Source organism: Streptomyces sp. NPDC004658, from assembly GCF_040609555.1.
Classification (GTDB): domain Bacteria; phylum Actinomycetota; class Actinomycetes; order Streptomycetales; family Streptomycetaceae; genus Streptomyces.
In genome coordinates this window covers 1-25,657 of the sequence record NZ_JBEXKG010000112.1, presented here as the reverse complement: position 1 = coordinate 25,657, position 25,657 = coordinate 1, and the positions used below count along the sequence as shown (strand labels likewise).

The 25,657-nt window shown below is 72.9% G+C and carries 17 protein-coding genes and 2 pseudogenes; 9 read left to right on the top strand and 10 right to left on the bottom strand.

Features of this window, described 5'->3' with window-relative positions; genetic code table 11:
- A pseudogene (locus ABZV94_RS29460) lies at positions 1-295 on the bottom strand (hypothetical protein); the annotation flags it as partial.
- Positions 296-642: 347 nt separating this feature from the next.
- On the opposite strand from ABZV94_RS29460, the gene lnt reads away from it, so the two are divergent.
- The 4 genes from lnt to ABZV94_RS29440 all read left to right on the top strand — a co-directional run bounded on the left by lnt (position 643) and on the right by ABZV94_RS29440 (position 5,694).
- Complete coding sequence (gene lnt, locus ABZV94_RS29455) at positions 643-2,253, top strand: apolipoprotein N-acyltransferase (RefSeq protein ID WP_356345626.1); 1,611 nt, start codon at positions 643-645, stop codon at positions 2,251-2,253.
- Between the two features lie 89 nt (positions 2,254-2,342).
- On the top strand, positions 2,343-2,822 hold the full coding sequence (locus tag ABZV94_RS29450) for an NUDIX domain-containing protein (protein WP_356345623.1): 480 nt from the start codon (positions 2,343-2,345) through the stop codon (positions 2,820-2,822).
- Between the two features lie 54 nt (positions 2,823-2,876).
- Positions 2,877-3,698: a 3-hydroxybutyrate dehydrogenase gene (locus ABZV94_RS29445; RefSeq protein WP_356345621.1), complete on the top strand. Its 822-nt coding sequence runs from the start codon at positions 2,877-2,879 to the stop codon at positions 3,696-3,698.
- A 76-nt stretch (positions 3,699-3,774) separates the two neighbouring features.
- Complete coding sequence (locus ABZV94_RS29440; protein WP_356345619.1) at positions 3,775-5,694, top strand: GAF domain-containing protein; 1,920 nt, start codon at positions 3,775-3,777, stop codon at positions 5,692-5,694.
- A gap of 83 nt (positions 5,695-5,777) precedes the next feature.
- On the opposite strand, the gene ABZV94_RS29435 is transcribed toward ABZV94_RS29440, so the two are convergent.
- The 4 genes and pseudogenes from ABZV94_RS29435 to ABZV94_RS29420 form a co-directional block, all read right to left on the bottom strand.
- On the bottom strand, positions 5,778-7,154 hold the full coding sequence (locus ABZV94_RS29435; protein ID WP_356345616.1) for an MFS transporter: 1,377 nt from the start codon (positions 7,152-7,154) through the stop codon (positions 5,778-5,780).
- A 183-nt stretch (positions 7,155-7,337) separates the two neighbouring features.
- A pseudogene (locus ABZV94_RS29430) lies at positions 7,338-7,637 on the bottom strand (transposase); the annotation flags it as partial.
- A gap of 251 nt (positions 7,638-7,888) precedes the next feature.
- Entirely contained in the window at positions 7,889-11,599 is a 3,711-nt protein-coding gene (locus ABZV94_RS29425; RefSeq protein ID WP_356345613.1) for a S8 family serine peptidase, read from the bottom strand.
- 188 nt (positions 11,600-11,787) lie between these two features.
- Positions 11,788-12,186 (bottom strand): hypothetical protein, encoded by a 399-nt coding sequence (locus ABZV94_RS29420; protein WP_356345612.1) that lies wholly within the window; start codon positions 12,184-12,186, stop codon positions 11,788-11,790.
- A 221-nt stretch (positions 12,187-12,407) separates the two neighbouring features.
- On the opposite strand from ABZV94_RS29420, the gene ABZV94_RS29415 reads away from it, so the two are divergent.
- Entirely contained in the window at positions 12,408-13,151 is a 744-nt protein-coding gene (locus ABZV94_RS29415) for a class I SAM-dependent methyltransferase (RefSeq protein WP_356345609.1), read from the top strand.
- Positions 13,152-13,477: 326 nt separating this feature from the next.
- On the opposite strand, the gene ABZV94_RS29410 is transcribed toward ABZV94_RS29415, so the two are convergent.
- A complete protein-coding gene (locus ABZV94_RS29410; RefSeq protein WP_356345606.1) occupies positions 13,478-14,803 on the bottom strand; it encodes a cation:proton antiporter in 1,326 nt (441 codons plus the stop codon).
- Between the two features lie 105 nt (positions 14,804-14,908).
- Between ABZV94_RS29410 and ABZV94_RS29405 the strand changes: the two genes are divergently transcribed.
- On the top strand, positions 14,909-15,700 hold the full coding sequence (locus ABZV94_RS29405; RefSeq protein WP_356345604.1) for an alpha/beta fold hydrolase: 792 nt from the start codon (positions 14,909-14,911) through the stop codon (positions 15,698-15,700).
- On the opposite strand, the gene ABZV94_RS29400 is transcribed toward ABZV94_RS29405, so the two are convergent.
- A complete protein-coding gene (locus ABZV94_RS29400; protein ID WP_356345602.1) occupies positions 15,691-16,227 on the bottom strand; it encodes a hypothetical protein in 537 nt (178 codons plus the stop codon). The genes ABZV94_RS29405 and ABZV94_RS29400 overlap by 10 nt on opposite strands.
- A gap of 491 nt (positions 16,228-16,718) precedes the next feature.
- Here ABZV94_RS29400 and ABZV94_RS29395 point away from each other — a divergent pair, with 491 nt between their 5' ends.
- From ABZV94_RS29395 to ABZV94_RS29385, 3 genes are all read left to right on the top strand, one after another.
- Positions 16,719-16,841, top strand: coding sequence for a hypothetical protein (locus tag ABZV94_RS29395; protein ID WP_356345600.1), 123 nt, complete (start codon positions 16,719-16,721; stop codon positions 16,839-16,841).
- A gap of 92 nt (positions 16,842-16,933) precedes the next feature.
- Complete coding sequence (locus ABZV94_RS29390) at positions 16,934-18,688, top strand: prolyl oligopeptidase family serine peptidase (protein WP_356345597.1); 1,755 nt, start codon at positions 16,934-16,936, stop codon at positions 18,686-18,688.
- Positions 18,685-19,329: a hypothetical protein gene (locus ABZV94_RS29385; RefSeq protein ID WP_356345595.1), complete on the top strand. Its 645-nt coding sequence runs from the start codon at positions 18,685-18,687 to the stop codon at positions 19,327-19,329. Before ABZV94_RS29390 ends, ABZV94_RS29385 begins: the two co-directional genes overlap by 4 nt.
- Before the next feature lie 77 nt (positions 19,330-19,406).
- Here ABZV94_RS29385 and ABZV94_RS29380 read toward each other — a convergent pair whose 3' ends face one another.
- From ABZV94_RS29380 to ABZV94_RS29370, 3 genes are all read right to left on the bottom strand, one after another.
- Complete coding sequence (locus ABZV94_RS29380; protein WP_356345592.1) at positions 19,407-20,636, bottom strand: hypothetical protein; 1,230 nt, start codon at positions 20,634-20,636, stop codon at positions 19,407-19,409.
- Positions 20,637-20,675: 39 nt separating this feature from the next.
- A complete protein-coding gene (locus ABZV94_RS29375) occupies positions 20,676-24,311 on the bottom strand; it encodes an amino acid adenylation domain-containing protein (RefSeq protein ID WP_356345590.1) in 3,636 nt (1,211 codons plus the stop codon).
- The coding region (locus ABZV94_RS29370; protein ID WP_356345588.1) for a condensation domain-containing protein at positions 24,308-25,657 on the bottom strand (1,350 nt) is incomplete at its 5' end. The genes ABZV94_RS29370 and ABZV94_RS29375, both read right to left, overlap by 4 nt.

The window sequence follows — 25,657 nt, the reverse complement described above, 5'->3', positions numbered from 1 at the left end:
GAGCGCCGGGAGTTCGGCGAGGGTCGAGATCCGGTGCGCCACGACCTCCCCGGCGGCCCGCACGCAGGCCGTCCCGCGGTCGCCCGGGGGAGAGCCCGGGCAGCGTCACGGCCAGGACGAGTCCCGCCGCGGCACCGGCGCAGGGCGCCGCCACCGGCAGCAGCGCACCGGAGACGCGGCCGGCGGCGTACCCGGCGGCCACGGCGAGCACCGCGAGCAGCATGCCCTCGGGCCGTCCGCCGTGGGCCGCCGCGGTGATCAGCGACCACCCGGCGCAGGCCCCCAACAGGATCATGCCCGTCCCGTCGGAAACGCTTCTTCGTGTGCTGTGGGCATCCGCACCGTACGCACCGGTCGCGGACCCCGTCCCCGTCGACCCCACCCGCCGCCCCTCGCACCCGGTCCCCCGACCTGTGGCAGGCCACGGCCGCGCGCCGGGTCCGGCCGCGCCGCCGAAGCTGGGCACACCGTAACGGCTCAGGGCCGGTTTGGGGACGAGGCGCGGAGCGACACCGTGATTCCGCCGCGTGACGCAGACCGCCCTTCACCGCGAGAACAGGCTGCCCACCAGCGGCGAACGCCGGCGGACGGGTGCCCGGCCGCGCTGTCGGCGGTGACGTCGCCCGCCGTACACTCACCCGGGTGACCGTCACCGCAACTTCCCTGGACCAGTCGGACCGGCTCCGGTCGCGCACCGCCCCCGGCGCGCGCGGCGGCCGGCTGCTGCGCCTGGTCCCGGCCGCCGCCTCCGCGCTCTGCGGAGTGCTGCTCTACGTCAGCTTCCCGCCGCGCCCCCTGTGGTGGCTGGCCCTGCCCGCCTTCGCCGGTTTCGGCTGGGTGCTGCGCGGCCGGAGCTGGAAGGCCGCCCTGGGCCTCGGCTACCTCTTCGGACTGGGCTTCCTGCTGCCCTTGCTGGTGTGGACCAGCGTGGAGGTCGGCCCGTTGCCCTGGCTGGCGCTCGTCGCCATCGAGGCGGTCTTCGTCGCACTGGTCGGCGTGGGCGTCGCCGCCGTCTCCCGGCTGCCCGCCTGGCCGGTGTGGGCCGCGGCCGTGTGGACGGCGGGCGAGGCGGCACGCGCGCGCGTGCCCTTCGAGGGCTTCCCCTGGGGCAAGGTCGCGTTCGGGCAGGCGGACGGCGTCTTCCTGCCGCTCGCCGCGGTGGGCGGCACCCCGGTGCTCGGCTTCGCGGTCGTCCTGTGCGGCTTCGGCCTGCACGAGGCCGGCCGGCTGATCGCCGCCCGGCGCCGGAAGCGCGTCGTGCGGCGGGCCGCCGCGACCGCCGCGCTGCTCAGCGTCGCCGTACCGGTGGCGGGCGCCGTCGCGGCGCGGGCGCTGGTGAGCGACTCCGCGCAGGACGGCACCGCGACCGTGGCGCTCATCCAGGGCAACGTGCCGCGCGCCGGACTGGAGTTCAACGCCCAGCGGCGCGCCGTGCTCGACTACCACGCACGCGAGACGCACAAGCTCGCCGCCGACGTCAGGGCGGGCAAGGTCGCCCGGCCGGACTACGTCCTGTGGCCGGAGAACTCCTCCGACATCGACCCCTTCGCGTACCCGGACGCCGCCGCCGTCATCGACCAGGCGGCCAAGGACATCGGCGTGCCCATCTCCGTCGGCAGCGTGGTCGAGCGGGACGGCAAGCTGCTCAACGAGCAGATCCTGTGGGATCCGGTCAAGGGACCGACGCAGACCTACGACAAGCGGCAGATCCAGCCCTTCGGCGAGTACCTTCCGCTGCGCTCGCTGGTCGGCGCGATCAACAAGAACTGGACCGAGATGGTCCACCAGGACTTCAGCCGGGGCGCGAAGCCGGGCGTCTTCGACATCGACGGCGCCCGGGTGGGCCTGGCCACCTGCTACGAGGCCGCCTTCGACTGGGCCGTGCGGGACACGGTGACGCACGGCGCGGAGATGATCTCCGTGCCGAGCAACAACGCCACCTTCGACCGCAGCGAGATGACCTACCAGCAGCTCGCCATGTCCCGCATCCGCGCCGTGGAGCACAGCCGTACCGTGACCGTGCCGGTGACCAGCGGGGTCAGCGCGGTGATCATGCCGGACGGGCGGGTCACGCAGAAGACCGGCATGTTCGTGCCCGCCTACCTCGTCCAGAAGGTGCCGCTGCGCACGTCCACGACCCCCGCCACCGAGCTGGGCATCCTTCCGGAGATCGCGCTGGTGCTGGTCGCCGCGGGCGGGATCGGCTGGGCGATCGGGTCGGGACTGCGCGCGCGGCGCGCCGGTGACGCGTAGCGGAAGGCGTGCCGTACGACCGCCGTATGACCGTCGTACGACCTCCGAACCGGCCTGAGCCGGTGCCCCGGGCCGTTAGGGTCGGGATCATGGCTACTCCCGAATTCATCCGCACGCTCAGGGCCAGCGCCGGTCAGCAGCTGCTGTGGCTCCCCGGGGTCACCGCGATCGTCTTCGACGACGAGGGCAGAGTGCTGCTCGGCCGGCGGTCCGACACGCGCAAGTGGTCGGTGATCGGCGGCATCCCGGAGCCGGGTGAGCAGCCCGCGGCCTGCGCGGTGCGGGAGGTCTTCGAGGAGACGGCGGTGCACTGCGTCGCCGAGCGGGTCGTCCTGGTCCAGGCGCTGGAGCCGGTGACCTACCCCAATGGCGACACGTGCCAGTACATGGACATCACCATCCGCTGCCGCGCCGTGGGCGGCGAGGCCCGGGTGAACGACGACGAGTCGCTGGAGGTCGGCTGGTTCACGGTCGACGCGCTGCCCGAACTGCACGAGTTCGGGCTCTTCCGGATCAAGCAAGCCATGTCGGATGCACCCACATGGTTTGACCCTATGACTGCGAGCTGAAGTATGGGTGGTCACCACATGTGGTGACCATGGGGCTGCGCTTAGGGTCGGCACATGACCTCGCCCACCCCCCAGCCCGGTCCCGGCCCCCACCAGCAGCCCCTCGGCCTCGACCTCGGCGGCCGCACCGCCCTCGTCACCGGTGCCGCCAGCGGCATCGGCCGCGCCTGCGCGCTGCGGCTCGCCGCCGCCGGTGCGGAGGTGCGCGCCGTCGACCGGGACGCGGCCGGCCTGGCCGAGCTGGCCCAGCAGGCGGAACGGACCGGCGACCTCCCGGGCACCGTCGTACCCGCGGTCGTGGACCTCACCGACCTGGACGCCGCGGAACGCGTCGCCGCCGGTACCGATGTGCTGGTCAACAACGCCGGCCTCCAACTCGTGCGGCCCATCGAGGAGTTCCCGCCCGAGGTGTTCCACACGGTCCTCACCGTGATGCTGGAGGCACCCTTCCGCCTCATCCGAGGCGCCCTCCCGCACATGTACGCACAGGGCTGGGGCAGGATCGTGAACGTGTCCTCCGTCCACGGTCTGCGTGCCTCGGCCTTCAAGTCCGCCTATGTGGCGGCCAAACACGGCCTCGAAGGGCTGTCCAAGACGGCCGCCCTGGAAGGCGCCGCCCATGGAGTGACCTCGAACTGTGTGAACCCGGCCTATGTGCGCACCCCACTGGTCGAGAAGCAGATCGCCGACCAGGCGCAGGCGCACGGCATCCCCGAGGACCGCGTGCTCTCCGAGATCCTGCTGAAGGACAGCGCCGTGCGGCGGCTCATCGAGCCCGAGGAGGTCGCCGAGGCCGTGGCCTACCTGTGCAGCCCGCAGGCGTCCTTCGTCACCGGCACCTCGCTCGTCCTGGACGGCGGGTGGACGGCCCACTGACCGGCCCGGCGACACCGGCCCCGGGAGTTTTCCACAGGGCTGCCGGGCCGGGTGGCCCATACGGAATCCTGTGACCATGTCCCGCGATCACCTCCAGCCGGCACCCAGCGGCAGCGCCGAGGCCCCCTACCTCGACCTGCTGGCCCGCGACGCCTCCGTCGAGGCCTACGAACAGCCCGTGCTGCGCGCCCGGGCCGAGGGCGAGCCGGCCGACCGCATCGCCGCGCTGGAAGAGGCCAGACTGCTCGCCCTGCGCGTCCGCGCGGAACTGGAGGGCCGCCGACGGCGCGAGGCGGAGCTGTCGGCGCTCTTCGAGACCGCCCACGACCTCGCCGGCCTCCGCGATCTGGACGCCGTCCTCCAGGCGATCGTGCAGCGCGCCCGTTCCCTGCTCGGCACGGACGTCGCCTACCTCAGCCTCAACGACCCGGCCCACGGCGACACCTACATGCGGGTCACGGAGGGCTCCGTCTCCGCCCGCTTCCAGCAGCTGCGCCTGGGCATGGGGGAGGGGCTCGGCGGACTCGTCGCCCAGACCGCGCGGCCGTACGTCACCGACGACTACTTCCAGGACGGCCGCTTCCAGCACACCCGCACCATCGACGCCGGCGTGCGCGACGAGGGCCTGGTCGCCATCCTCGGCGTCCCCCTGATGCTCGGCCCGCACGTGATCGGCGTCCTGTTCGCGGCGGACCGGCGCGCGAGGGTCTTCGAACGCGAGCAGATCGCCCTGCTCGGCTCCTTCGCGGCACTCGCCGCGGCGGCCATCGACACCGCCAACCTGCTCACCGAGACCCGCGCCGCCCTGGCCGGCCTGGAGCGAGCCAACGAGATCATCCGCGACCGCAGCGCCGTCATCGAGCGCGCCTCCGACGTCCACGACCGGCTCGCCGAACTCGTCCTGCGCGGCGGCGGAGTCCACGACGTGGCCGCCGCCGTCTCCCAGGTCCTCGCCGGAACCGTCGAGTTCACCGAGGCCGCGGCGGCACCGCCCGAGGCGCTGGAGGCCTCCCGCGCCGAAGGGCACGCGGTACGGCACGGCAGCGACTGGATCGCCGCGGTGGCCGCCGGCGGCGAACTCCTCGGGGCGCTGGTCCTGCGCGGCCACCCCGGCCTCGACCCCGTCGACCAGCGCACCCTGGAGCGCGCGGCGATGGTCACCTCCCTGCTGCTGCTCGCCCGCCGCTCCGCCGCCGAGGCCGAGCAGCGCGTGCGCGGCGAACTGCTGGACGACCTGCTCGACGCGCGCGACCGGGACCCGCGGCTGCTGCGCGAGCGCGCCCGCCGCCTCCAGGCGGACCTCGACGCCACCCACGTCGTCCTCGCCGCCCGCCTCGACGGCCCGGCGGCCGACGCCGACGAGGAGGCCGCGGCCCGCCGTCGGCTCTGGTCCGCCGCGTCCCACCTCGCGGCCACCCGGCACGGCCTGGCCGCGGCCCGCGACGGAGGCACGGTGCTGCTGCTGCCGCTCGGCGCCGCGGACACCGCCACGGAGGTGGCCCGCCGCACCGCCCGCCATCTGGGCACGGCCGTCCACCAGCCGGTCACCGTCGGCGCCTCCGCACCCGTCACCGACCTCGCCGGGCACCCCGAGACCGTGGCCGCCGCCTACGCGGAGGGCCGCCGCTGCCTGGACGCGCTGCACCTGCTGGGCCGGGCCGGGGACGGCGCGGCGGCCGAGGACTTCGGCTTCCTCGGCCTGCTCCTCGCGGGCGAACGGGACATCGCCGGGTTCGTCGAACGGACCATCGGCCCGGTGGTGTCGTACGACGAGCGGCGCGGCACGGAACTGCTGCGGACCCTGGACGCCTACTTCGCGGGCGGGATGAGCCCGGCACGCACCAAGGACGCGCTGCACGTCCATGTGAACACGGTGGCGCAGCGGCTGGAGCGGGTGGGCCGCCTCCTCGGCGAGGACTGGCAGACGCCCGCGCGGGCCCTGGAGATCCAACTGGCCCTGCGACTGCACCGTCTGGCGGCCCCGGGACGGCACTGACCGGCCCCCGCTCGGGGGCCGGTCAGTGCGTGGGTGCGGTGCCGGCGAAGGCCGGCCGGCACGGATAGCGGCGAGGGCGGCGCTCAGACCGTGCGCGCCTCGGCGGCCGGGCTCGCCACGGAGGGCTCCCCGTCCTCGTCGTCGATCCGGGCCAGATCGCGGTGCCGTGTCTCCCGCCCGAGCCCCACCGCGATCAGGGTCAGCACGGCGGCGGCGATCACGTACAGCGCGATCGGGGTGGAGCTGCCGTAGTCCGCGAGCAGCGCGGTGGCGATGAGCGGGGCGGGCGCGCCGGCCGCCACCGAGGCGAACTGCGCGCCGATGGAAGCGCCCGAGTACCGCATCCGGGTGGCGAACATCTCGGCGAAGAAGGCGGCCTGGGGCGCGTACATGGCGCCGTGCAGCACGAGTCCGACGGTGACGGCGAGGATCAGGTACCCGAAGGAGCCGGTGTCCACGAGCGCGAAGAAGGGGAACATCCACAGCCCGACACCGGCCGCGCCCAACAGGTACACGGGACGCCGCCCGACCCGGTCGGACAACGCGCCCCAGGCCGGGATCACGGCGAAGTGCACGGCCGAGCCGATGAGCACGGCGTTGAGCGCGGTCTGCTTGGAGACGCCGGCGGAGGTGGTGGCGTAGACGAGGATGAAGGCGGTGATGACGTAGTAGCTGATGTTCTCCGCCATGCGGGCGCCCATCGCCACGAGCACGTCCCGCCAGTGGTGCCGCAGCACGGAGACGAGCGGCAGCTTCTCCTGCGCGCCGTCCCGCCGCGCCTCGGCCCGTTCCAGCGCTTCCTTGAAGACGGGCGATTCGTCGACGGACAGACGAATCCACAAACCGACGAGCACGAGCACCCCGGAGAGCAGGAACGGGATCCGCCATCCCCACGTGCCGAAGGCGTCGTCCGACAGCACGGCGGTGAGCAGCGACAGCACACCGGTGGCGAGCAGCTGCCCGGCCGGGGCGCCGGTCTGCGGCCACGAGGCCCAGAAGCCGCGCCGCCGCGGGTCCCCGTGCTCCGACACCAGCAGGACGGCACCGCCCCACTCGCCGCCGAGCGCGAAGCCCTGCACCAGACGCAGCGCGGTGAGCAGCACCGGCGCGGCGGTACCGACGGTGGCGTGCGTGGGCAGCAGGCCGATGGCGAACGTGGCACCGCCCATCAGCAGCAGGCTCAGCACCAGCAGCTTCTTCCGCCCCAGCCGGTCGCCGTAGTGCCCGAAGACGAGCGCTCCCAGCGGCCGGGCCGCGAAGCCCACGGCGTACGTCAGGAACGACAGCAGCGTGCCGACGAGCGGGTCGGAGCCCGGGAAGAACAGCTTGTTGAACACCAGCGCGGCGGCGGAGCCGTAGAGGAAGAAGTCGTACCACTCGATGGTGGTCCCGATGAGGCTGGCGGCGACGATTCTGGGGAGGCTGGCGGGGGGTGGGGGAGCGGTGGTTCCGGAGGCCATGTGCGCCACTTCCTCGTGTGCGGTGGGGACGGGTACGTGTCGGCACACCGTAGGAAGATGCAGGTCAGGGGCACATGTGGTGGAGCAACATAGTTCGGGGGGCGGCTATGCGTGCAGCCACCATGACAGCTCACGAGATGCTGCCTGCCAGTCGTGCCGCATCGACACGCTCGTCCCGTGGGAAAGGACGATTCGGGTGACGTCGACCAGGCCGGCGTCGTCCAGCCGGTGCAACAATGCCTCGTGGGAACGGCCCCAGACACCGGCTCTGGACCAGATCAAGAACCGCCGGTGGGCAGTCGACTTCGAGATGCCGAAGCACGGCGGCAACGCACGCCAGGCACACCCGGATACCAGGACGTAGATGATCGCGGCGAAGAGCGTCTCATCAGGTGTGTCCTGCGTTCCGCCGCCCTGCGGCCGTGCCTTCGACGGCGGGATCAGCGGCTTCGCGATCGGCGGGAGATCACGCAGGTGCTGCACGGCCGGCCGGTGATCGGCGTCCTCCAGTCCGCCGATGCAGCGATCCCCGAACTCCGCGAAGCGCTCCTGGTCGTGGTGGTGCCAGTGGCGCAGGTCCGCCGACGGCGTCACGTCGCGGAGCCATTTGTCCGGGTGGGCCCGTTCTGTTCGGGCGGGGTCCTCTGACACCTGGGAACGCCGCGTGGGCGGGGCCGCCGGCTGCGGTCCCACCCACGCGGTGCTGTCCCGGGTGACCTCCGGGGGGGGTGACGTCAGCGCAGGCCGAAGGCCCGGGTGATCGTCTGCGAGACGGTGTTGCCCGCGCTGTCCCGGGCGCCGACCCGGAGGGTGACGAAGTCGGCGGAGCGCGGTGCGCGCAGGTTCGTCCGCCATCCGTCGTCGCACCGGCTCAGGCCGGTCCGCTGCCAGGTCGCACCGTCGTCGTACGACACCTCGACGGTCGGTTTCCCGATGGTGGCGGTGGTGCCCGGCAGGTGCGAGGCGGTCACCGTCAGGCCGGCGTGCCGGTCGGCACGGCCGGACTTATCGGTGTCCACGCCGTAGTCGAGCTGGATGAGCGGCAGGGACACCGCCGCATCGCTGCCGGTGACCGCGGAGGTGAAGTCCCACTCGGTCAGCGTGTGCGTCGAGTACGGGTTGGCCCAGGTGCCGCGGTCGTTGTCGAGGACCAGCCGGTAGGGCAGGCGCTCGGCGCCGAGGCCGGGAACCTGAAGGTACTCGGCGTTGCCCCAGTCGAGCTGCTGGTCGCCCTGGTAGAGCGACATCCAGTCCTTGACGTCGAAGTTCGCGCCGGCCTCGCCGACGTGGCCGGACCCCGAGTCACCCCAGCCGGGCGCGGTGATGTACATGGTGTCGAGGTAGCGCACCGGCTGGTAGTTGATCGGCCCCATGCGGGGCCGCTGGATCGGGCCGAACCAGCTGACCTTGCCGGTCTTGCGCGCCGGGTAGGTCAGCGGCTCGATCGAGTGCTGCCCGGTCTCGCCCTGGATGAAGGCGTCGTCCAGCCATGTGGTGCCGGCGGTGACCCAGTCGGTGCGCGCGCCCTGGGCGGGCGCGGTGAGCTGGTTGCCGACGGCCCAGCCGCGCCAGACGTCCGGGCGGAACTCCATCGCCTTGCCCTGCCGGTAGTTCCGGAAGGACACGTCCACCCGGCCGAGATCCTTGGACTCCTCACGCCAGGTCGGGTCCGCCGGAACGGCACCCGTCCAGTGGTGCACGACGTCGTAGACGTAGTCGGTCGTGGGGTGCGAGGTGACCTTCAGCGAGACCGGGCCGTGCCGGAGTCGGCCGAGCAGGTCGGCGCCCTGGTCGGCGTTGAGCGTCGCCACCGTCACCGGGGCCGGGCTCTCCGGGCTCCAGGGGTTCTCGTCCCAGGGCTCCATGCGGCCGACGCCGTCGTTGACGACCAGCAGCAGCCGCGCGCCGGCGGCCGCGGCGACCTCGGCCTGGGCCTTGATCCGTGCCGTGCCGGCGCCGCGCACCACGACGGCCTTGCCGCGCACGTTCCGCCGCGCGAGCTCCTCGGCCGTGCCGTCACCGGCGAAGACCGCCGTCAGGTTCCGGGTACCGGCGGGCAGCGGCGTGGCAGCGCGTTTGACCAGCGGGTCGTTGAAGGTCGTCGACTTCGTGCTCACGGTCAGCGCGGGCTGTTCGAGGCGGAAGCGGGCGCCGGTCTCGAACTCGCCGTCGGTGACCTTCTTGTCGGTCGGGAGCGCCCAGATGCTGTCGTACGACGAGTCCGGGAGCATCGACGTCTCCACCAGGCTGTCGGTGAAGGACCGGTGGGCGTCCAGGCGCGGCGCGGCGGCGGTGGTCTGCTGCGGCACGCGCGCCAGGATCCGGCGTGCCTTGCGGCCGTCCAGGGTGACGGTACGGTCCTGGTCCAGCTTCACGTCGTTGAAGGCGAGCAGCACCATGCCGCGCGAGTGTGGGCCTTCGGCGCCCTGCACGTCACCGGTGAGCCAGCCGCTGTAGCTGCCGACGGGCAGCCGCGCCGTGCCGGTGCCGGACGCGTCGAGGTCCATCACCGTGAAGAGGTGCTCGGCGGTCAGGACGACCCGGCCCTCCAGCGGCTTGCCCGAACGGTCCTTGGCGACCACGGTCAGATTCTGCCGCCGGCCCTCGCGGGCCGCGCCGATCAGGGTCCGGGCGCGGACCGTCCCGGCGCCGTCCGTACCGGTGATCATGGCGCTGACCGACTGGTCGCCCGCCAGCTTGTCCAGAGCCGCGGTCAGCGTGACCGCGGCGGTGCCGTGCGCGGGCACGGTGACATGGTCCTCGGAGAGGCTGAACAACCCGGCCGGGACGGTGCCGTCGACCGCCAGGCTGAGGCCGGCCGGGGCGTCGCCGACGTTGGTGTACGTCACCGTCTGGACGTCGGTCTCTCCGGGCTTCGGGGGCCACGTGTGGAAGCCGGAGTAGGCGGTCGTGGTGGCGAAGACCGTGGTGTGCACGGCCGCCAGCGCGTCGAGCCGGCCGGCGCCCGCCTGGTACGGGGTGTACGCCGTGGTTGCCTTGGCGCTGCTGACCAGCGCCTCCTTGAGCTGGGTGCCCGTCCAGTCGGGGTGCTCGGAGGCGAGGAGCGCGGCGGCACCGGCGACGTGCGGCGTCGCCATCGACGTGCCGCTCATCGTGGTGTAGTAGCCGGAGCCGCGCTTGTAGTGCGAGCGCGCCGCGACGATGTCGACGCCGGGCGCGGTGATCTCCGGCTTCAGCCCGCCGTCGCCGTCACGCGGGCCCTGGCTGGAGAAGCCGGCGAGCGTGTCGGTGGAGTCGACGGCGCCGACCGTCAGCGCGGAGTCCGCGGCACCGGGGCTGCTGATGGAGTGCGGGCCGCCGTTGCCCGCCGCGATCACGAACAACGCACCCGTGTCGTGGCTGAGTTCGTCGACGGCCTGGCTCATCGGGTCGGTCTTGTCACCGCCGCCGCCCAGACTCATGCTGATGATCCTGGCCTTCTGGTCGCGGGCGGCCCACTCCATGCCCGCGATGATCCAGGATTCCTGACCGCTGCCCTCAAAGTTGAGCACTTTGCCGACGGCCAGCCGGGCACCGGAGGCGACACCCCGCTCCTTGCCGTCGGAGGCACTGCCCGTGCCGACGATGGTCGAGGCGACGTGCGTGCCGTGGCCGTTGTAGTCGGCGATGTCGTCCTCGCCGGGGACGAAGCTGGCGCTGTCGGACACCTGCCCGACCAGGTCCGGGTGTTCGGTGTCCGCGCCGCTGTCGAGTATCGCGACCTTAACGCCCTGGCCGGTGTCGCCCTCCGCCCATACCTTCTGCGCGCCGATCTGGGCGGTGGAGTCGGCCAGGTCGGCCTTTACCTTGCCGTCGAGCCACACGTGGGCGACGCCGCCCGCGAAGGACGGCTTCGCGGACCGGGCCGCCGCGCCGGAACCCCCGGTGAGCGAGGACCAGAACTCCGGTGCCTGCTTGTGGTTCTGGGCAAGGGCCGCGCCCTGGATGCTGTCCAGGCGGCGGACGTCGGTCGAGCCGGCCATCTTCGTCCGGGTGCGGGCCTTGGCGGCGGCTCCGGTGTAGCGCACGATCAGCGGCAGCCGGGAGCTGTGCGCGTCGTCGTAGCCCTCGCTGATCAGCCGCGTCACGTTGAAGAGCTGCTTGTCGAGTTTTCCGGCGCTCACGTACGGCAGGGCGGCGTCGGGGTAGACATAGGTGGCGCCGTCCACGACAGCGCGGTGGAAGCCGGTGGTGGCTCCGCTCGCGGCCTGGAAGGAGCGCACGACGGTGCCGTCGGCGGCGGTCCCGATGGTGACCTTGTCACCCGTGATCAGGGTGACGGTGTGCGTGCCGGCATCGCCGGGGGTGTGACCGGCGTCGTTGTGCGACACCTCACCGGCGGAGTAGGCGGACACAGCGGCAGCCGCCGGTATGACACCGAGTGTGAGCGCGGCCGCCACGGCGAGGGCGATCGGCCCGGGCCGGGGGATGGGAACCTTGGGCAAAGAAGACTCCTGAGACGCGGCGAAGAGCGAAAGATCACTGGATCCTGTGGCCTCCCCCGCGGTCCTTCAAGGGGTCGCCCATGTCGCTCTTGCGCCGTGGCACACTTGCGCCGCGAGCGGGCGGCGCCGTCGGCCACCGCGCGTCCGGGAGACGGCGGCGGACCGCCCCGTGAATCGCCCGAGGCAATTCAGAGTTCGATGCCCAAGCCGTCCAGGAACTCCTGGAACAGATCCTCCACGAACGGGTCGGACCGCTTCGACAGGACAACGGCGATCGTCTTGGGAACGGGAGTCAGGCCAGCCGCCCGAGCCCAGGCCACAGCACGCTCCGCGGCCTCCTCAGGGCCCAGGAACCAGTCGTCGACGGATTGGCCATCCTCCGCCATGTAGGCGGACATGGCTGCCCGATCAAGACATGCGCGCCAGGTTTCCTGGTCCTTGGTCCGGCCCTCCAGGACAAGGCAGTCGCTGTCCATGACGAATCCGGCAAGGACCGGGTGTCCAGTGACGTCAACCAGTGGGAAGGCCGCCACCTCACCCAGCGGATGCCGATGACGGACGACGACAAGGGAACCCCAGTACCCCATCCGATTGCTCCATGTCCGAAAGTCGCTGCGTGGCGGCACTCGCCGCCGCCCAGAGCCGCGTTTACGCAAGGAGGGGTGATTCTTGCAGAAGGCCACTTTCGCAACAGGCCCGAAGCGTCTGCGGGGCACACCGTAGGAGCCTGTCCCTTCGCCCGGTCCCGGTGTCGGCCGCGCCGGAAAATACCGGGCTTCGGACTGGGCGATCGCCGTATCGTCGACGCATGCTCGACGAAGACGGTTACTTCGGGGAGTCCGTCGCAGCGACGTACGACGCGTCGTCGGCGGAGATGTTCGATCCGCGGGTCGTGGATCCCGCCGTGGATCTGCTGGCGGAACTGGCCGGGGACGGCGGGCGGGCGCTGGAGTTCGGGGTCGGGACCGGGCGGGTCGCCCTGCCGCTCGCGGCGCGTGGTGTCGAGGTGCACGGCATCGACATGTCCCGGGCGATGGTCGAGCGGCTGCGGGCCAAGCCCGGCGGGGACGGGATCGGCGTCACGATCGGGGACTTCGCGACCGCCAAGGTCGAGGGGACCTTCTCGGTCGCCTACCTCGTCTACAACACGATCATGAATCTGACCTCGCAGGACGCCCAGGTGGACTGCTTCCGCAACGCCGCCGTCCATCTGGAGCCCGGCGGCTGTTTCGTCGTCGAGGTCGGCGTGCCCGATCTGCGGCGGCTGCCGCCCGGGCAGAACGCGGTGCCGTTCCGGGTGGGCGAGGGGCGGCTGGGGTTCGACGTGTACGACGTGGCCGGCCAGTCCGTCACCTCGCATCACGTCTCCGTCCAGGACGGCCGCGGCAGCTACCTGGCCGTTCCGTTCCGCTACGTCTGGCCCGCCGAGCTGGACCTCATGGCCCGGCTGGCCGGGATGCGGCTGCGCGAGCGGTGGGACGGGTGGACGCGGGAGCCGTTCACCAGTGAGAGCCGGCAGCACGTGTCCGTGTGGGAGAAGGTCGCGGGCTGAGGCGTCCGGCGTCCTCACGTCGGAGGAGCCGGAGGGCCTGGTCCGCGTCCCGGCCGGACTCCTCGATGCAGGGGGACGGATGGAGCCCCAGTACGCGCGCGGCTGGGCCGGCACCTCACGCGAAACTGCGCCGCGCCGGTAGCGGAGGGTCGGCCTCCGGGCGGCCAGGAGAGGCGGTGAGCCCCCCCGCCCGCCCGGACAGACGCGGTGTGTTCGGCGGCCAGTGGTGAGCAGACGGCCTCCGCGCCCTCGGCGAGCGCCGCCGGCCGCCCCTGTCGGGGTGGTCCGCACCACGCACGGTGTGCGGTGGAGGTCCCCCCTCGGCCTCACGGAACCGCGCGCGCGTTCTCCCCTTCCTCGACGGTGGGCTCGGGGGCCGCCGGCGCGGGCGCGGGACTGGGGAGTGCGCGGCGGAAGAGGGGGACCGCCGCCGCCGTTGTGATCACCGCGACCAGGACCAGCATGGAGAAGACCTCGCGGTTGATCAGTCCTTGGGCGAGGCCGATGTTGATGAAGATCAGGATCATCAGGCCCCTGGCGTTCATCAGCGCGCCGATCGCGTAGGACTCCCGGGACGGGAATCCCAGGGCGCGCATCGCGAGGCCGCAGCCGAAGTACTTGCCCGCGAAGCCGGCCAGGAGGATGAGCAGGAACGGAACGGCCATGGACCAGCCGGCCAGGCCGTTCAGCTCCGTGTTGAGTCCGGAGTACGTGAAGAAGACGGGGAGCAGGAAGACGCAGACCAGGTCCATCATCCGGCCGTGCACGGCCTCGCGGAACGCGGCGTCGCGGGGCATGGCGACGCCGGCGATGAAGCCGCCGAACACGGAGTAGATGCCGATGTAGTCGGTGACGTAGCCGGCGAGCAGGGCGACGCCTATGACGACGTACATCTGGTCGAAGGAGAGGGAGCCCGTGCGCGACACCTGTGCGCCGAGCGGCCGCAGCAGCCGTCGGACCGCCGTGAGCATGACAATCACGAAGGCGATGGAGAATCCTATGGTCACCAGTGCGTCGGCGGGCGCTCCGGAGTGGAGCGCGGTGAGGAGGGCCAGGAAGCACCACGCCGCGGCGTCGTCGATGGAGGCGCCCAGCAGGGCGAGGCGTCCGAGGTATGTGTTCTGCCGCCCCTGTTCGTAGAGAATTCTCGCCAGCATCGGGAAGGCGGTGACGGACAGGGCGCCGCCGACGAAGAACGCGAATTCCAGGGGACTGACATCCCCTCGGGACAGCCGGCCGTGCAGAAGGAAACCGACACCGGCGCCGAGGGCGAGGGCGGGCACTATTCCGGACACGGCGAGGACCGCCGCACTTCTCCCCAACTCCCGATTGCCGTGGGTGCCGTGATCCAGGCCGACGCCCACCAGGAACATGAACAGGGTCAGCCCGACAGTGCTCAGCACATAGAGGACCGGTTTCACCTCCACGGGGAACACCGCCTTCTGCGTCCCCGGGAAGAGGGCCCCGAAGAAGGTCGGGCCGAGGAGAACGCCGGCGACCATCTCACCGACGACTCTCGGCTGCCTGACGGCCACCGCCAGCCGTCCGCACAGGGCCGAGGTGACCAGAATGAGCACGATCGCGGGGAGGACCTTGAGGACGAGATTCAGGTTCGGGTCACGGGCAAGCGCAAGACCGACGGACTGACTCATGGATTGCCAACCTCCTTGTGGACCGGCCCCCGTCGTGAAACCTCACGCTTGACGCCGGCCTTTACGGTGCCGACCCTGGAGCGGGGCGACGGGGGAGGAAACGAAGTGACACGGGAACGACAGGATGTCTGGCTCCGCCGCTTCCATCCGGCCGTCGGGGGCGAGGAACTGATCTGCTTCCCGCATGCCGGCGGCTCCGCCGGCTACTGGTTCCCGCTCTCCGCGTCCCTGGCGCCGGCGGTCTCGGTCCTCGCCGTCCAGTACCCGGGCCGCCAGGACCGCCACCTGGAACCGCCGGTGGACGATCTGCACCGTCTCGCGGACCGGATCGGCGAGGTGCTCGCGGCCCGGCCGCCCGCCCGGAGCAGGATGTTCCTCGGACACAGCATGGGCGCCACGCTCGCGTACGAGGTGGCCCTGCGTCTGGCGGGCCAACCGGCCGGTCCGAGCGCGCTGTTCGTGTCCGGATGCCCGGCGCCGTCCCGCCCGCGCACGGAAGCCTCCGTCATGGTGCGCGGAGCGGTGGACGACAGCGCGCTGATCGACAAGGTCCGCGCACTGGGCGGCACCGACTCCCGGCTGCTGGCCGACCCGGAACTGCTGGGCCTGGTCCTGCCGGCGCTGCGCGCCGACCACCGCGCCGCCGAGACGTACACGAGCACTCCGGGTGCCGTCCTCACCTGCCCCGTGGTGGCCCTCACCGGGGACGATGACGTGACGGCGACCCGGGCGGACGTCGACGCCTGGCGGCAGCACACCACGGGCGAGTTCGGCCTGCGGACCTTCACCGGCGGCCATTTCTTCCTCATGGAGCATCTCGACGCCGTGGCGGACCTCGTCGCCGGCCGCTTCCGGCGTGCGCGCCGACCGGAGCCGACCCCCTCCGATCACCTCTGACCGCCGTCCGCCAGCAGTTCCGACACCGCTCGGGCGACCCTCGGGTCCCGCGCGATCTCGGACCGCTCGACGTCGAAGGACAACTCCCGTGCCCCGGGCGTCGGATGACGTGCCGGACCCGCCGAGCGGATGACGACCGCCGACGAGAAGTCCGGTTCCGGATCGGCGCGGTGCGCGGCCAGGGTGTACGCCACGAACGCCGCGAACCGGCTGACCAGGTCCTCGGTCAGCTCACCGATCGACGCCTCCGGGACTCCGGCCCGCCGGAACGAACGCCCCGCGGCCTCCCGGAACAGCTCCAGCAGGCCGCGGCCGAGCCCGGAGAGTCCGTCCTCCTGGGCCCGCAACCGGTCGGCGGATCGCAGATAACCGGTCAACTCCTCCTCGGAGAGGACCGAGGAGAACTGCTCCACGGCCCTGCCGAAATCCTTCACGAGACCGGCCGCGCCGGCCGGCTCGGGCTCCAGGACGATCGCTCTGGGAGGGGTGCCCTGCCACGCCGTCAGCGCCCGGACCATGCGTGGCACAAATGCCGCTCCGATACAGTAACCGAGTACCGCGCGTACCGGAAAAGCGCTGGATTCGACCTCGCGTAACCATGCGGAAAGACGGTCGGAATCCGCTTCCTCGGCGTCCGGGAAATCCTGGGATCCGGTCAGCCACAGCGACCGTCGGGGCATCAGGAGTGGTTCCAGGTCGGGAAATCCGGAATCCCTCCGTGACACGGAGGGGAAGTCCACGGCAAGCACGATCCCGGATCGTGGATCAGCGGATCCGAGGACGCGCCACGATGAAGTCGTCATCCCGTGCCACGCTAGCGTCGCCCAGGTCACGGGTCAATCAGTCGTTCACGCCTCCTCGCAAATCCGGCACGCCGCCGAGGCGGTGGGCCCCATTGCTCCCGCGCAACCGCTGCGGCTACCATGCGAGGGCTCCGCAAGAACGTAGTACAGGGCGTCAACTCGTGCACGTTACTGGGAGGTTGTAGATGATCACCAGTCAGGGAATAGGCGCCAGCATGCACTCCATTCCGGTCGGATCCGACCGGCTGCGGCTGGCCCTCGAACTCGTCGCGGGAACCGCCGCGCTGTCCCGGCTCCAGGAACGCGAAGCCGTCGCCACGCCCGCCGCCGGCAAGTGAGCACGGTCACCGCGCCACAGCACGACGACGAATCCGACGGGTCATCTCCGCATACGGCCTGGGCCGAGTGGCTGATGTCCGCCCGTTGCTCATTGCCGGATTTCTCGCGCACCGCTCCGGCCCGCTGCGTCTTCAGCGTCCAGGATCTGCACGGCCGCACCTGGCACAGCTGGCAGCCCGGAAAGGAAGAACCGCGCCCTCTCCCGTCCCTGCGCGGCATAGGGTCGAACGTCCGGATCTCCCCTTCGGGTGAGCACATCTGGTGGTTCGACGATCTGTTCGGCGACCAGGCCGGCCGGTGGCGCCGTACGCCCTTCGAGGGCGGGGAGAGCGTCGACGCGATGCCCCAGGCACCCTCCGGAGGGGCCCGTGGGCTGGTGCTGGGCATGACCGGTACCGCGGTCGCCGCACTGGCCGTTCCCGGCGTCGGCCACGAGGTCCACCTGCTGTCACCCGGCGGGGAATGCCGGAACATCCACTCCGGCGAAGCCCCCGTCCAGGCCGCCGGCCTGTCCGCGGACGAATCGCTGGTCCTCCTGCTCCACGCCCGCCACGGCAACGCCCGTTGCCCCGCGATGCAGGTCCTCGACACCGAGGGCCGGACGATCGGCGAGCTGTGGGACGGCGTGGGACGGGGCCTGGAGACGTACCCGCAGCTGGCGAGCTTCTCGCCCGTGCCGGGGGACGACCGGGTCGTGGCCCGGCACGAGCGGCGAGGGCGCACCGGGCTGCTGCTGTGGTCGGTCCGCACCGGGAAGGTGACGGAACTCCCGCTCCCGCTGCCCGGTGACGTCACCGGCGGGTTCACCGCCGACGGCTCGGCCTTGCTGATCGTCCACACCCATCGCGGCCGTACCGGCCTGTACCGCTACCACCTCGGCTCCGCCCGGCTGGAGGAGATCGAGAACCGGTACGGCGTCGTCGAGAGCGTGACCTCGCTGCCCGACGGGCGTGCCTGGTACGTCTGGTCGTCGTCGGTGTCCCCGCCGGCCGTGCTCGACGAGGACCGGTCACCGGTGCTCGGCCCGGTGACCGGGACCGCCGTCGAAGCCGCCGCGCACGCCGTCCCGCAGCCGTTCGAGACCCGTACCGCCGCCGGTCCGCGGATACCCGGCTGGATCACGATGCCGGTCGGCGTGCCACGGCCCGCGCCCGCCGTCTTCCTGCTGCACGGGGGGCCGCGCGCGCACGACGGAGAGGAGTTCTCCGCGGAGGCCCTCGCCTGGCAGGACGCCGGGTTCGCCGTCGTACGCGTCAACTACCGCGGATCGACCGGGTACGGCTGTGCCTGGCGCGACGCGGCCCTCGGCGACGTGGGCCTCGCGGAACTCCAGGACGTGAACGCGGTCCGTGCCGATCTCGTCTCCCGGGGGCTCGTCGACGCCGACCGCTGCCTGCTCGCCGGTGGTTCCTGGGGCGGCTATCTGGCGCTGCTCGGCGCCGGCCTGGACCCGGAGAACTGGGCCTGCGTCCTCGCCAGCAGCCCGATCGCCGACTATGTGGCCGCCTACGAGCAGGAGCCGCCCATCCTCCAGGCGTTCGACCGGGCCATGTTCGGCGGCTCGCCGTCCGAGGTGCCCGAGCGGTACCGCCGGGCCTCCCCGGCGAGCTATGCGGACCGGGTCAAGGCGCCGCTGCTGCTGATCGTGGGCAACGCCGACACACGCTGCCCGCCGCAGCAGACCCGCGGCTACCTCGACCGGCTCCGCGCCCGCGGCGCGGACGTGGAGTTCCATCTCGTCCAGGGCGGCCATGGCGCGGCGTCCGGCCACGACGAACTGCACCGGCTGCGCCTCCAACTGGACTTCGCCCGGCGCAAGGCAGGAACAAGGGAGGTCTCACCGTGACAGACCAGGACTCGTCCGCAGTCCCCGACCAGGGTGCCGCTGCCGCCGGGACCGCGGCAGGGGCCGATCTCGGCAAGCCGCTGGCCGACATCGCGGCGCTGGTCGCGGAACTGGACCGGGAACCGGACCGATCCGCGAAACTGGCCGCCGAGGCGCTGCGCGGGCTCGCGGAGGACTCGGTCCGGGTGGCCGGCGAGCCCGGCGCCGGCTACGGCCCGGCGCTGCTCGGCACCGCATCCGTCCGCCTGATGCTGCTGGCCTCCTACGACCGGGTCCGCAGATGTGTGATGACCCTGTTCGACCTGGCCAACGCGCTGGCGGCGCCGGACACGCACCCGGTCGCGGTGTCGCAGCTCCAGACGCTGGCGACGCGGCTGCTGCCCGCCATGGAGGCCATCCGCGCCGGACTGCATCCCGTCGTCGCCCTGACGGCCATGCGGGTCGAGGAACAGGAGGGCACGCTGGTCCTCGACCCCGAGACGGGCGACGAGGTCCGGGCGTCCCTGCGCCTGCTCGACACCGTCGGCCAGTCGGCCGAGGCGGTCGCCGCCCTGGAGCTGCTGGCCCGGCACCTCGCCGAGCGTCCGGGCGGGACGGACGCCGCGGAGCGGCTGACCCGGATCCTGGCCGACGCCGCCTGACACGCGGTACGCGCACGGGCCGGACACCGAGGAGTCGGTGTCCGGCCCGTGCGTGTGTCCGGGACCCGTGCGCGTGCTCAGGAGGCGGTCAGGCCCAGGCTGGGATACAGCGGCTCCGGCTCCCCGGACGACGCTTCGAGCAGCACCTGCACCCCGGTCAGCGCCAGGTCGATGTGGAACGGCGTGTAGTGGCCCAGCCCCAGACCGAGGTGGATCCCCGGCTGGCGCTCGTTGGGGTGGAAGTTGGCGCGCACCCGGTCCGCGCACAGGGGGTGCGTCCCGAAACCGAACTCGTGGATCTTCCGGTAGCGGGGCTCGGCCTCCACCAGCGCGGTGAACGCGTCCCGGACCCGCCGGGACGCCGCCGTCGGCGCGACGAATTCCTGGATCCACCCGCCCGAGACCCGGGCGATGACCGGGGCGTCCTCCATGCCCGCGAGCCGCGCGTAGGTCTGCGCGGTGTCCTCGCGGGTCACCCCCACCTCACCGCGGTGGATGATCGGCGAACCCTTCAGGACGATGTCACCGTTGACCCGGACCCTGCTGTCGGTGTCGAACTCGCCGGCGTCGTCGGCGAGCGTGGACAGCTCCCCGGTGGGCAGCACGGTCTGGTCCCCCCAGCGCAGCGGGCCGTGCAGCGAGAACCAGTGCGGGGACTCCTGGTGGTGGAACCGGCAGGACGTGCCGAAGTCGGAGTTCAGCAGCAGCAGACTGCCCGCCTCCTCCAGGCTGTTGATCAGCCGCTCCTCGATCTCCAGCTCGTTGCGGTAGTCGGTGGCGCAGATGATCTCCAGATGCCGGGCGAGCGACCCGACGGAGAAGCCGGTGGAGAAGAACGAGATCGCGCCGAGCTTGGTGTCCTGGATGTCCTCGGGCAGCAGATGCTCGAACTCGTCGTCGGCGATCCACAGCACGGTGGTCCGCAGCCCGGCCCGGCGCGCCTCCCGCAGGACCTCCAGAAGGTCCGCGCGGCTGTCCGGCCCCGACCAGACCAGCTCGTGCACCGGCGTGGGCACGTCCCGGGACAGCTTCAGCCGGGCCCGTACCGCCGGCGCGCAGACGAGGACGACCTGGTCGCCGAAATCGCCGTCGACCAGACCGCGCAGCCCGGAGATCCGCAGCTCGGCGTACTCGTCCGAGGAGGCCTCGGCCAGGTGCCTGATGGCGGGGTCCGGCATGGCACCCCAGATCTCCTCCGGTCCGCAGTTGCCGCCGGGGCACCGGGGGGCCTGTCCGTCGGCCGCCAGCTCCCTCGGATCCTTGCGCAGGCACGGGCAGTTGCCGCGGCTGACCTCAATCTTCGGCACGATCGCTCCTTGAGTCGCAGTGTCATGAGCCGGGTCGGATCAGTCCGACGGGTCGAAGCGGAAGCCGGCGAACACCGGGGCGGCCGGGTCCCGCCCGTCGTCGGCGACAGCGAGGCTCGCGTCGGCGGGCGCGGCGGCGAGCCGGTGCAGCACGGTCACCACGCGGTCCGCCAACGCCCGCGCGGTGCTCTCGCGGTACAGCTCGCTGTCGTAGCGCAGCGTCAGACGGAGCCCGTCGGGGTGTTCACAGAACAGGAAGGCCAGGTCGAGCTTGCCGTGCCGCAGCGGAACCGGTTCGCCGGTGAAGCCGATGCCGTCCTCGGCGGCGCGCGGCACCCGCGTCCGGTGGTAGTGCGACAACCAGACGTCGAACAGCGGATGCCGGCCCGGCGCGGTCCGTACGGACAGGTCGGCCACCAGTTCGTCGAAGGGGACCGCGCCGTGGTCCATGGCGTCGAAGGTCTGCTCGGCTACCGCACCGACCACGGTGCGCACCGGCCTGGCGGGCGTGACGTCGACCCGGACCGGCACGGTGGTGACGTAGCAGCCGAGCGCGTTCGCCGCACGCAGCGCGGGCCTGCGGTCGACCGCCGTACCGAGGCAGACGTCCGTGGCGCCCGTCGTCTGCCGCAGGACGGTGCCGACGGCCACGGCCAGGGTGGCGAAGATCCCCGCGTGCACCGACGAGGCCAGCGCGCGCAGCCTCCGCACGGTGGCGGCGTCGATGTCGGCGACCACGTTTCCGCAGGCGGTGCGCGGGCTGTCCGACCGCCGGACGTCCACCGGCAGCGGCAGGGCGTCCGGCAGCGGGGTCAGCAGTTCCCGCCAGTGGGCAAGGGCGCGTTCCCGGTCCTGCGGCGGGTCGGCGACGACCGGCACGGGCAGGGCCGCGCTGTCGTACGCGGCGGCGATCTCGGCCGGGAGGATCTCCAGGCTGCGGCCGTCGCAGACGATGTGGTCGGCGACCGTCAGCAGCCACCACTCGCCGCCGCGGCCCAGGAACAGCGTGGCGCGCAGCAGCGGGCCGCGAGCGAGGTCGAACGGCGTGTTCGCCCGCTCCTCGACGGCCCGGTCCAGCTCGGCCGGGCCGTCCACCCGTACCACCTCCAGCGGCGCCACCCGGTCCGTCACCGTCACCTCCGGCCGGCCGCCGCGCTCGGGGACCACCGTGCGCAGCACCGGATGCCGCCACTGCACCGCGTGGAGCGCCCGCTCCAGCCGTACGGGGTCGACGGTCCCCTCACCCCGGAACAGGGCGGGCACGTTGTAGCCGACGTAGTCCGGGGGCCGGATCTGCCGTTCCAGCCACAGCCAGTTGACGATGCCCTCGGTCGCGGAACCCCGGGCCTCGGCGGTCCCGGCCCGCGGTGCGGTGCCGGCCGGGGGGCCGAGCCGGCCGGCGAGCCGGGCCGGGCTGGGGCACAGGAAGACGTCCCGGACCCCCACCTGCCGCCCCCACGACGCGCTGACGGCCGCCGCGAGTTCGGCCGCGGCGAGACTGGTCCCGCCCGACAGGAAGAAGTCGGTGTCCGGGCCCACCTCCACGCCGGGCAGGACCTCGGCGAACAGCGCCGTGAGCCGGCGCTCCGCCTCGTCGGCGGGCGGGCGCGCGGACGGCTCCCGCCCTTCCGGGAGCCGCGGCGGCAGGGCGGCGAGAGCCCGGCGGTCGATCTTGCCGTTGGGGGTGTACGGCAGGCTCTCCACCGGCACCACCACGGCGGGCACCATGTGCCGGGGCAGGATCCCGGCGACCGCGGCGCGCAGCCCTTCCCCGTCCAGCGGGTGCCCCGACGAGTCCTCCGGCTGCGCGTACCCGACGATCAGGGGATCGGCGTCCGGGGCCGGCCGGTGCACCACGGCCGCCGCCGCGCGCACCCCGGGCCGGGCGGCGAGCGCCCCCTCGATCTCGCCCAGCTCGATCCGGAAGCCGCGGATCTTCACCTGGCCGTCGGCCCGGCCCCGGAAGTCGATGGCACCGTCCGGGCGGTAGCTGGCCAGGTCGCCCGAGCGGTACGTCCACCGCCCCTCGGCATCCGCGTAGAACGCGGAGACGGTGTGGGCCGGCGAGCCGAGATAGCCGCGCCCCACCCCGGCGCCCCGGATGTGCAGTTCGCCCACGGCACCCGGAACCGCCACCTCGCCGAACCGGTCGAGCACCTGGTACCGCAGATTCGGCAGCGGGCGGCCGATGGTCGCCGGCGGGACCGCCGCGTCCGCGACGCACGGGTGCCAGGACTGGAAGACGGTCGCCTCCGTGGGACCGTAGACGTAGATGAAGTCCCGGCCGGGCTGCCACCGGTCGACCAGTGCCTGGCCGAATCCGTCACCGCCGGTGACGACCGTGCGCACGCCGGGGAAGCGGCCCGGGTCGAGCTGCGCGAGCGTGGCGGACAGCAGGAACACCGTGTCCACCTCGTGCCGCGCGACGAACGCGGCCAGCCGGCTCGGCGCCATGTCCCGCTCCTCGTGGACGACCACGGTCGCAGCGGCGTACAGCGGTGCGAAGATCTCCCACACGGTGACGTCGAAGCTCGGGCTGCCCGTGTGCAGCATGCGGGCGCCGGCCCGCAGTCCGAACCGCTCCGCCGTGTGATGCAGCAGGTTGACGACGCTCCGGTGTTCGATGCCGACCCCCTTGGGGCGACCGGTCGACCCGGACGTGAAGATCACATAGGCGAGGTCGTCCACCGCGGCCTCGTGGAGCGGCTTCGGCCAGCCACCGACCGCCGCGCGCGCGAGCAGCGCGGCCAGATCGATGGACCGCACCCGGCCCAGCTCCGCCGGATGGGTGTCCTGCGGACGGCCCAGCACCGGCCCGTCCCCGCTGGAGTCGAGCAGCGCGCGCAGGCGTTCCGGCGGATACCCCGGGTCCAGCGGTACGCAGACCGCGCCGCAGGCCAGCACGGCGAGCCAGGCCACGACGAGTTCCGGACCGCGCGGCAGGCAGAGCCGCACGAGCGTGCCCGGCCGTACCCCGTCCGCCCACAGGCCGGCGGCCAGTTCGGCTGCCGCCGCGAACAGCTCGGCGAAACTCAGCCGTCCCGTGGACCAGACGACCGCCACGTCCTGCGGCCGGGTCCGGGCGCGTTCGTCGAGCAGCGCGTACAGCGAACGGTCCGGCACCGGGGCGTCGGTGTCGTTGATGCCGTCCAGCACGCGGCGCTCCTGCGCCGACAGCAGCGGCAGGTCGGCGGGGCGCACGGCCGCGCCCCGCGCCACCGCGTCGGCGGCCCGCGCCAGCCGGGCGGCCAGTCGCGCCACGGTCTCCGGCTCGAAGAGGGCGCCGGTCCCGTCGAGCACCAGCGCGTCGCCGGTGTCGGTGACGCTCAGGACCAGCTCCGCACCGGTGTCCGGGACGTGCGGGACCCGGGTGTGCAGCCACACCTGCGGCGGCGTGGCGGACGCGCTCGCCGTGGCCACCCGGCGGGCCAGTGCGGCGATGGTGTCGTCGTCGCGCACCGCGAGGTCGGCCGTACGGCGCCGGGTGCCGTCGTCCAGGCCGAGCGGGACGGTCCGCGCGCCGGTGATCCGGGCCAGCGCCGAGGCGACGGTGGCCGCCAGTTCCGCCGGACCGGGCGCTCCGGCCGGAAGCGGTTGCCGGACGCGGTGCCATCGCCCCCGGGGGTCCGCGCCCGTACGCGGGCGGTCGGCCGGAATGTCCAGCAACTCGCTCATCGCCGCTCCCCCTCCTCATGCCGGTCCAGCGCCCCGTGGAGCCGCTCGGTGAACCGGGCCAGCAGATCGTCCACGGTTTCCGGCCGGAACAGCTCGCCCTTGTAGAGCACGTGGCCGTCCACCGACCCCTCGGTCACGCCGACGGAGACGATCAGGTCGTAGGTGGTGGTCACCGGCCGCCGCGCCCGGGTCGTCTCGCGCCGGTGCCAGCCCGGCGGCAGGTCGTCCGCGTCGTCCTGCGCCACCACCAGGACGCGGGCCAGGTCGGCTCGGTCGACGCCGCAGGTCTCCGCCAGCTCCCGGCCCACGAGCGCGAACGGGACGGCCGCGCTCTGGGCGTCGATGACGGCGTCCCGCACGCGGCGGATCAGGCGGAGGTCGTCCGGGCCGTCGGAGAGGTCGAGCCGCAGCACGGCCGTGGTGGACAGCAGACCGACCGTGTAGAGCAGTCCGGGTTCGTTGCGGGTGCTGATCGTGGTGGCCAGCCGTACGTCCGTGGTGTCCGCACCGCCGTCGGCCAGTGCCGCCGCCAGGCTCGCGAGCAGGACGACGAAGGGGCTGCACCCGATCCGCGCCGACCGGTCCGCGAGCCGCTCCCCGACGGGGGCCGGCAGCCGGAACGGCCGCTGCTCGACCAGGAGGGCCGTGGGCAGCAGGCGGGGCCGGTCCAGCGGAACCGGGTCGGGCGCGGGGCCGGCACCGAGCCGCTCCCGCAGCCGGGCCAGCGCGGCGGTGTACCCGCCCTGCGCGATCAGCTCCCGTTCGGTGTGCGCGACGTCCGCCATGCTGAGCGCGTCCGTGACGGCGGGCGGCGTCGCGCCGTGGCGGTACCGGTCGGCGATCTCGGACACCAGGGTGCTCATCGCCAGCCCGTCCACGGCGATGTGGTGCACCGCCAGCACCAGCACGGAGCTGTCCGGCGCGGTGGTGACGAGCAGGGCCCGCACGAGGAGTCCGGCGGCGAGGTCGAACGGCTCGGCCAGATGGCGCTGTACGCACGCGTCGAGCGCCGCCGCCCGGTCCTGCGGGGGCAGGTCCGACAGGTCCGCGGTGGCCCAGCCCGCCCGTGGCTCGCCGGCCGGTACCCAGGCGGGCCCGGAATCCGTCGCGGTCAGCCGCGAGGACAGCGCGGGATGGTGCGCGACCGTGTCCCGCACCGCCGCCCGCATCCGTTCGGCGTCGCAGCTCCCCAGGTCCACGACGTCCAGCACCGTGAAGGAGGCCGGATCCGCCGAGGCGTCCAGGGCGGCGAGCACGTCGGCCTGTTCGAGGGTGACCGGGTAGGGCCCGGCGCCGGCGCGCCGGATCCGGGGCCGGGCCTGCGGACGGGCCGAGGCGGCGCGCAC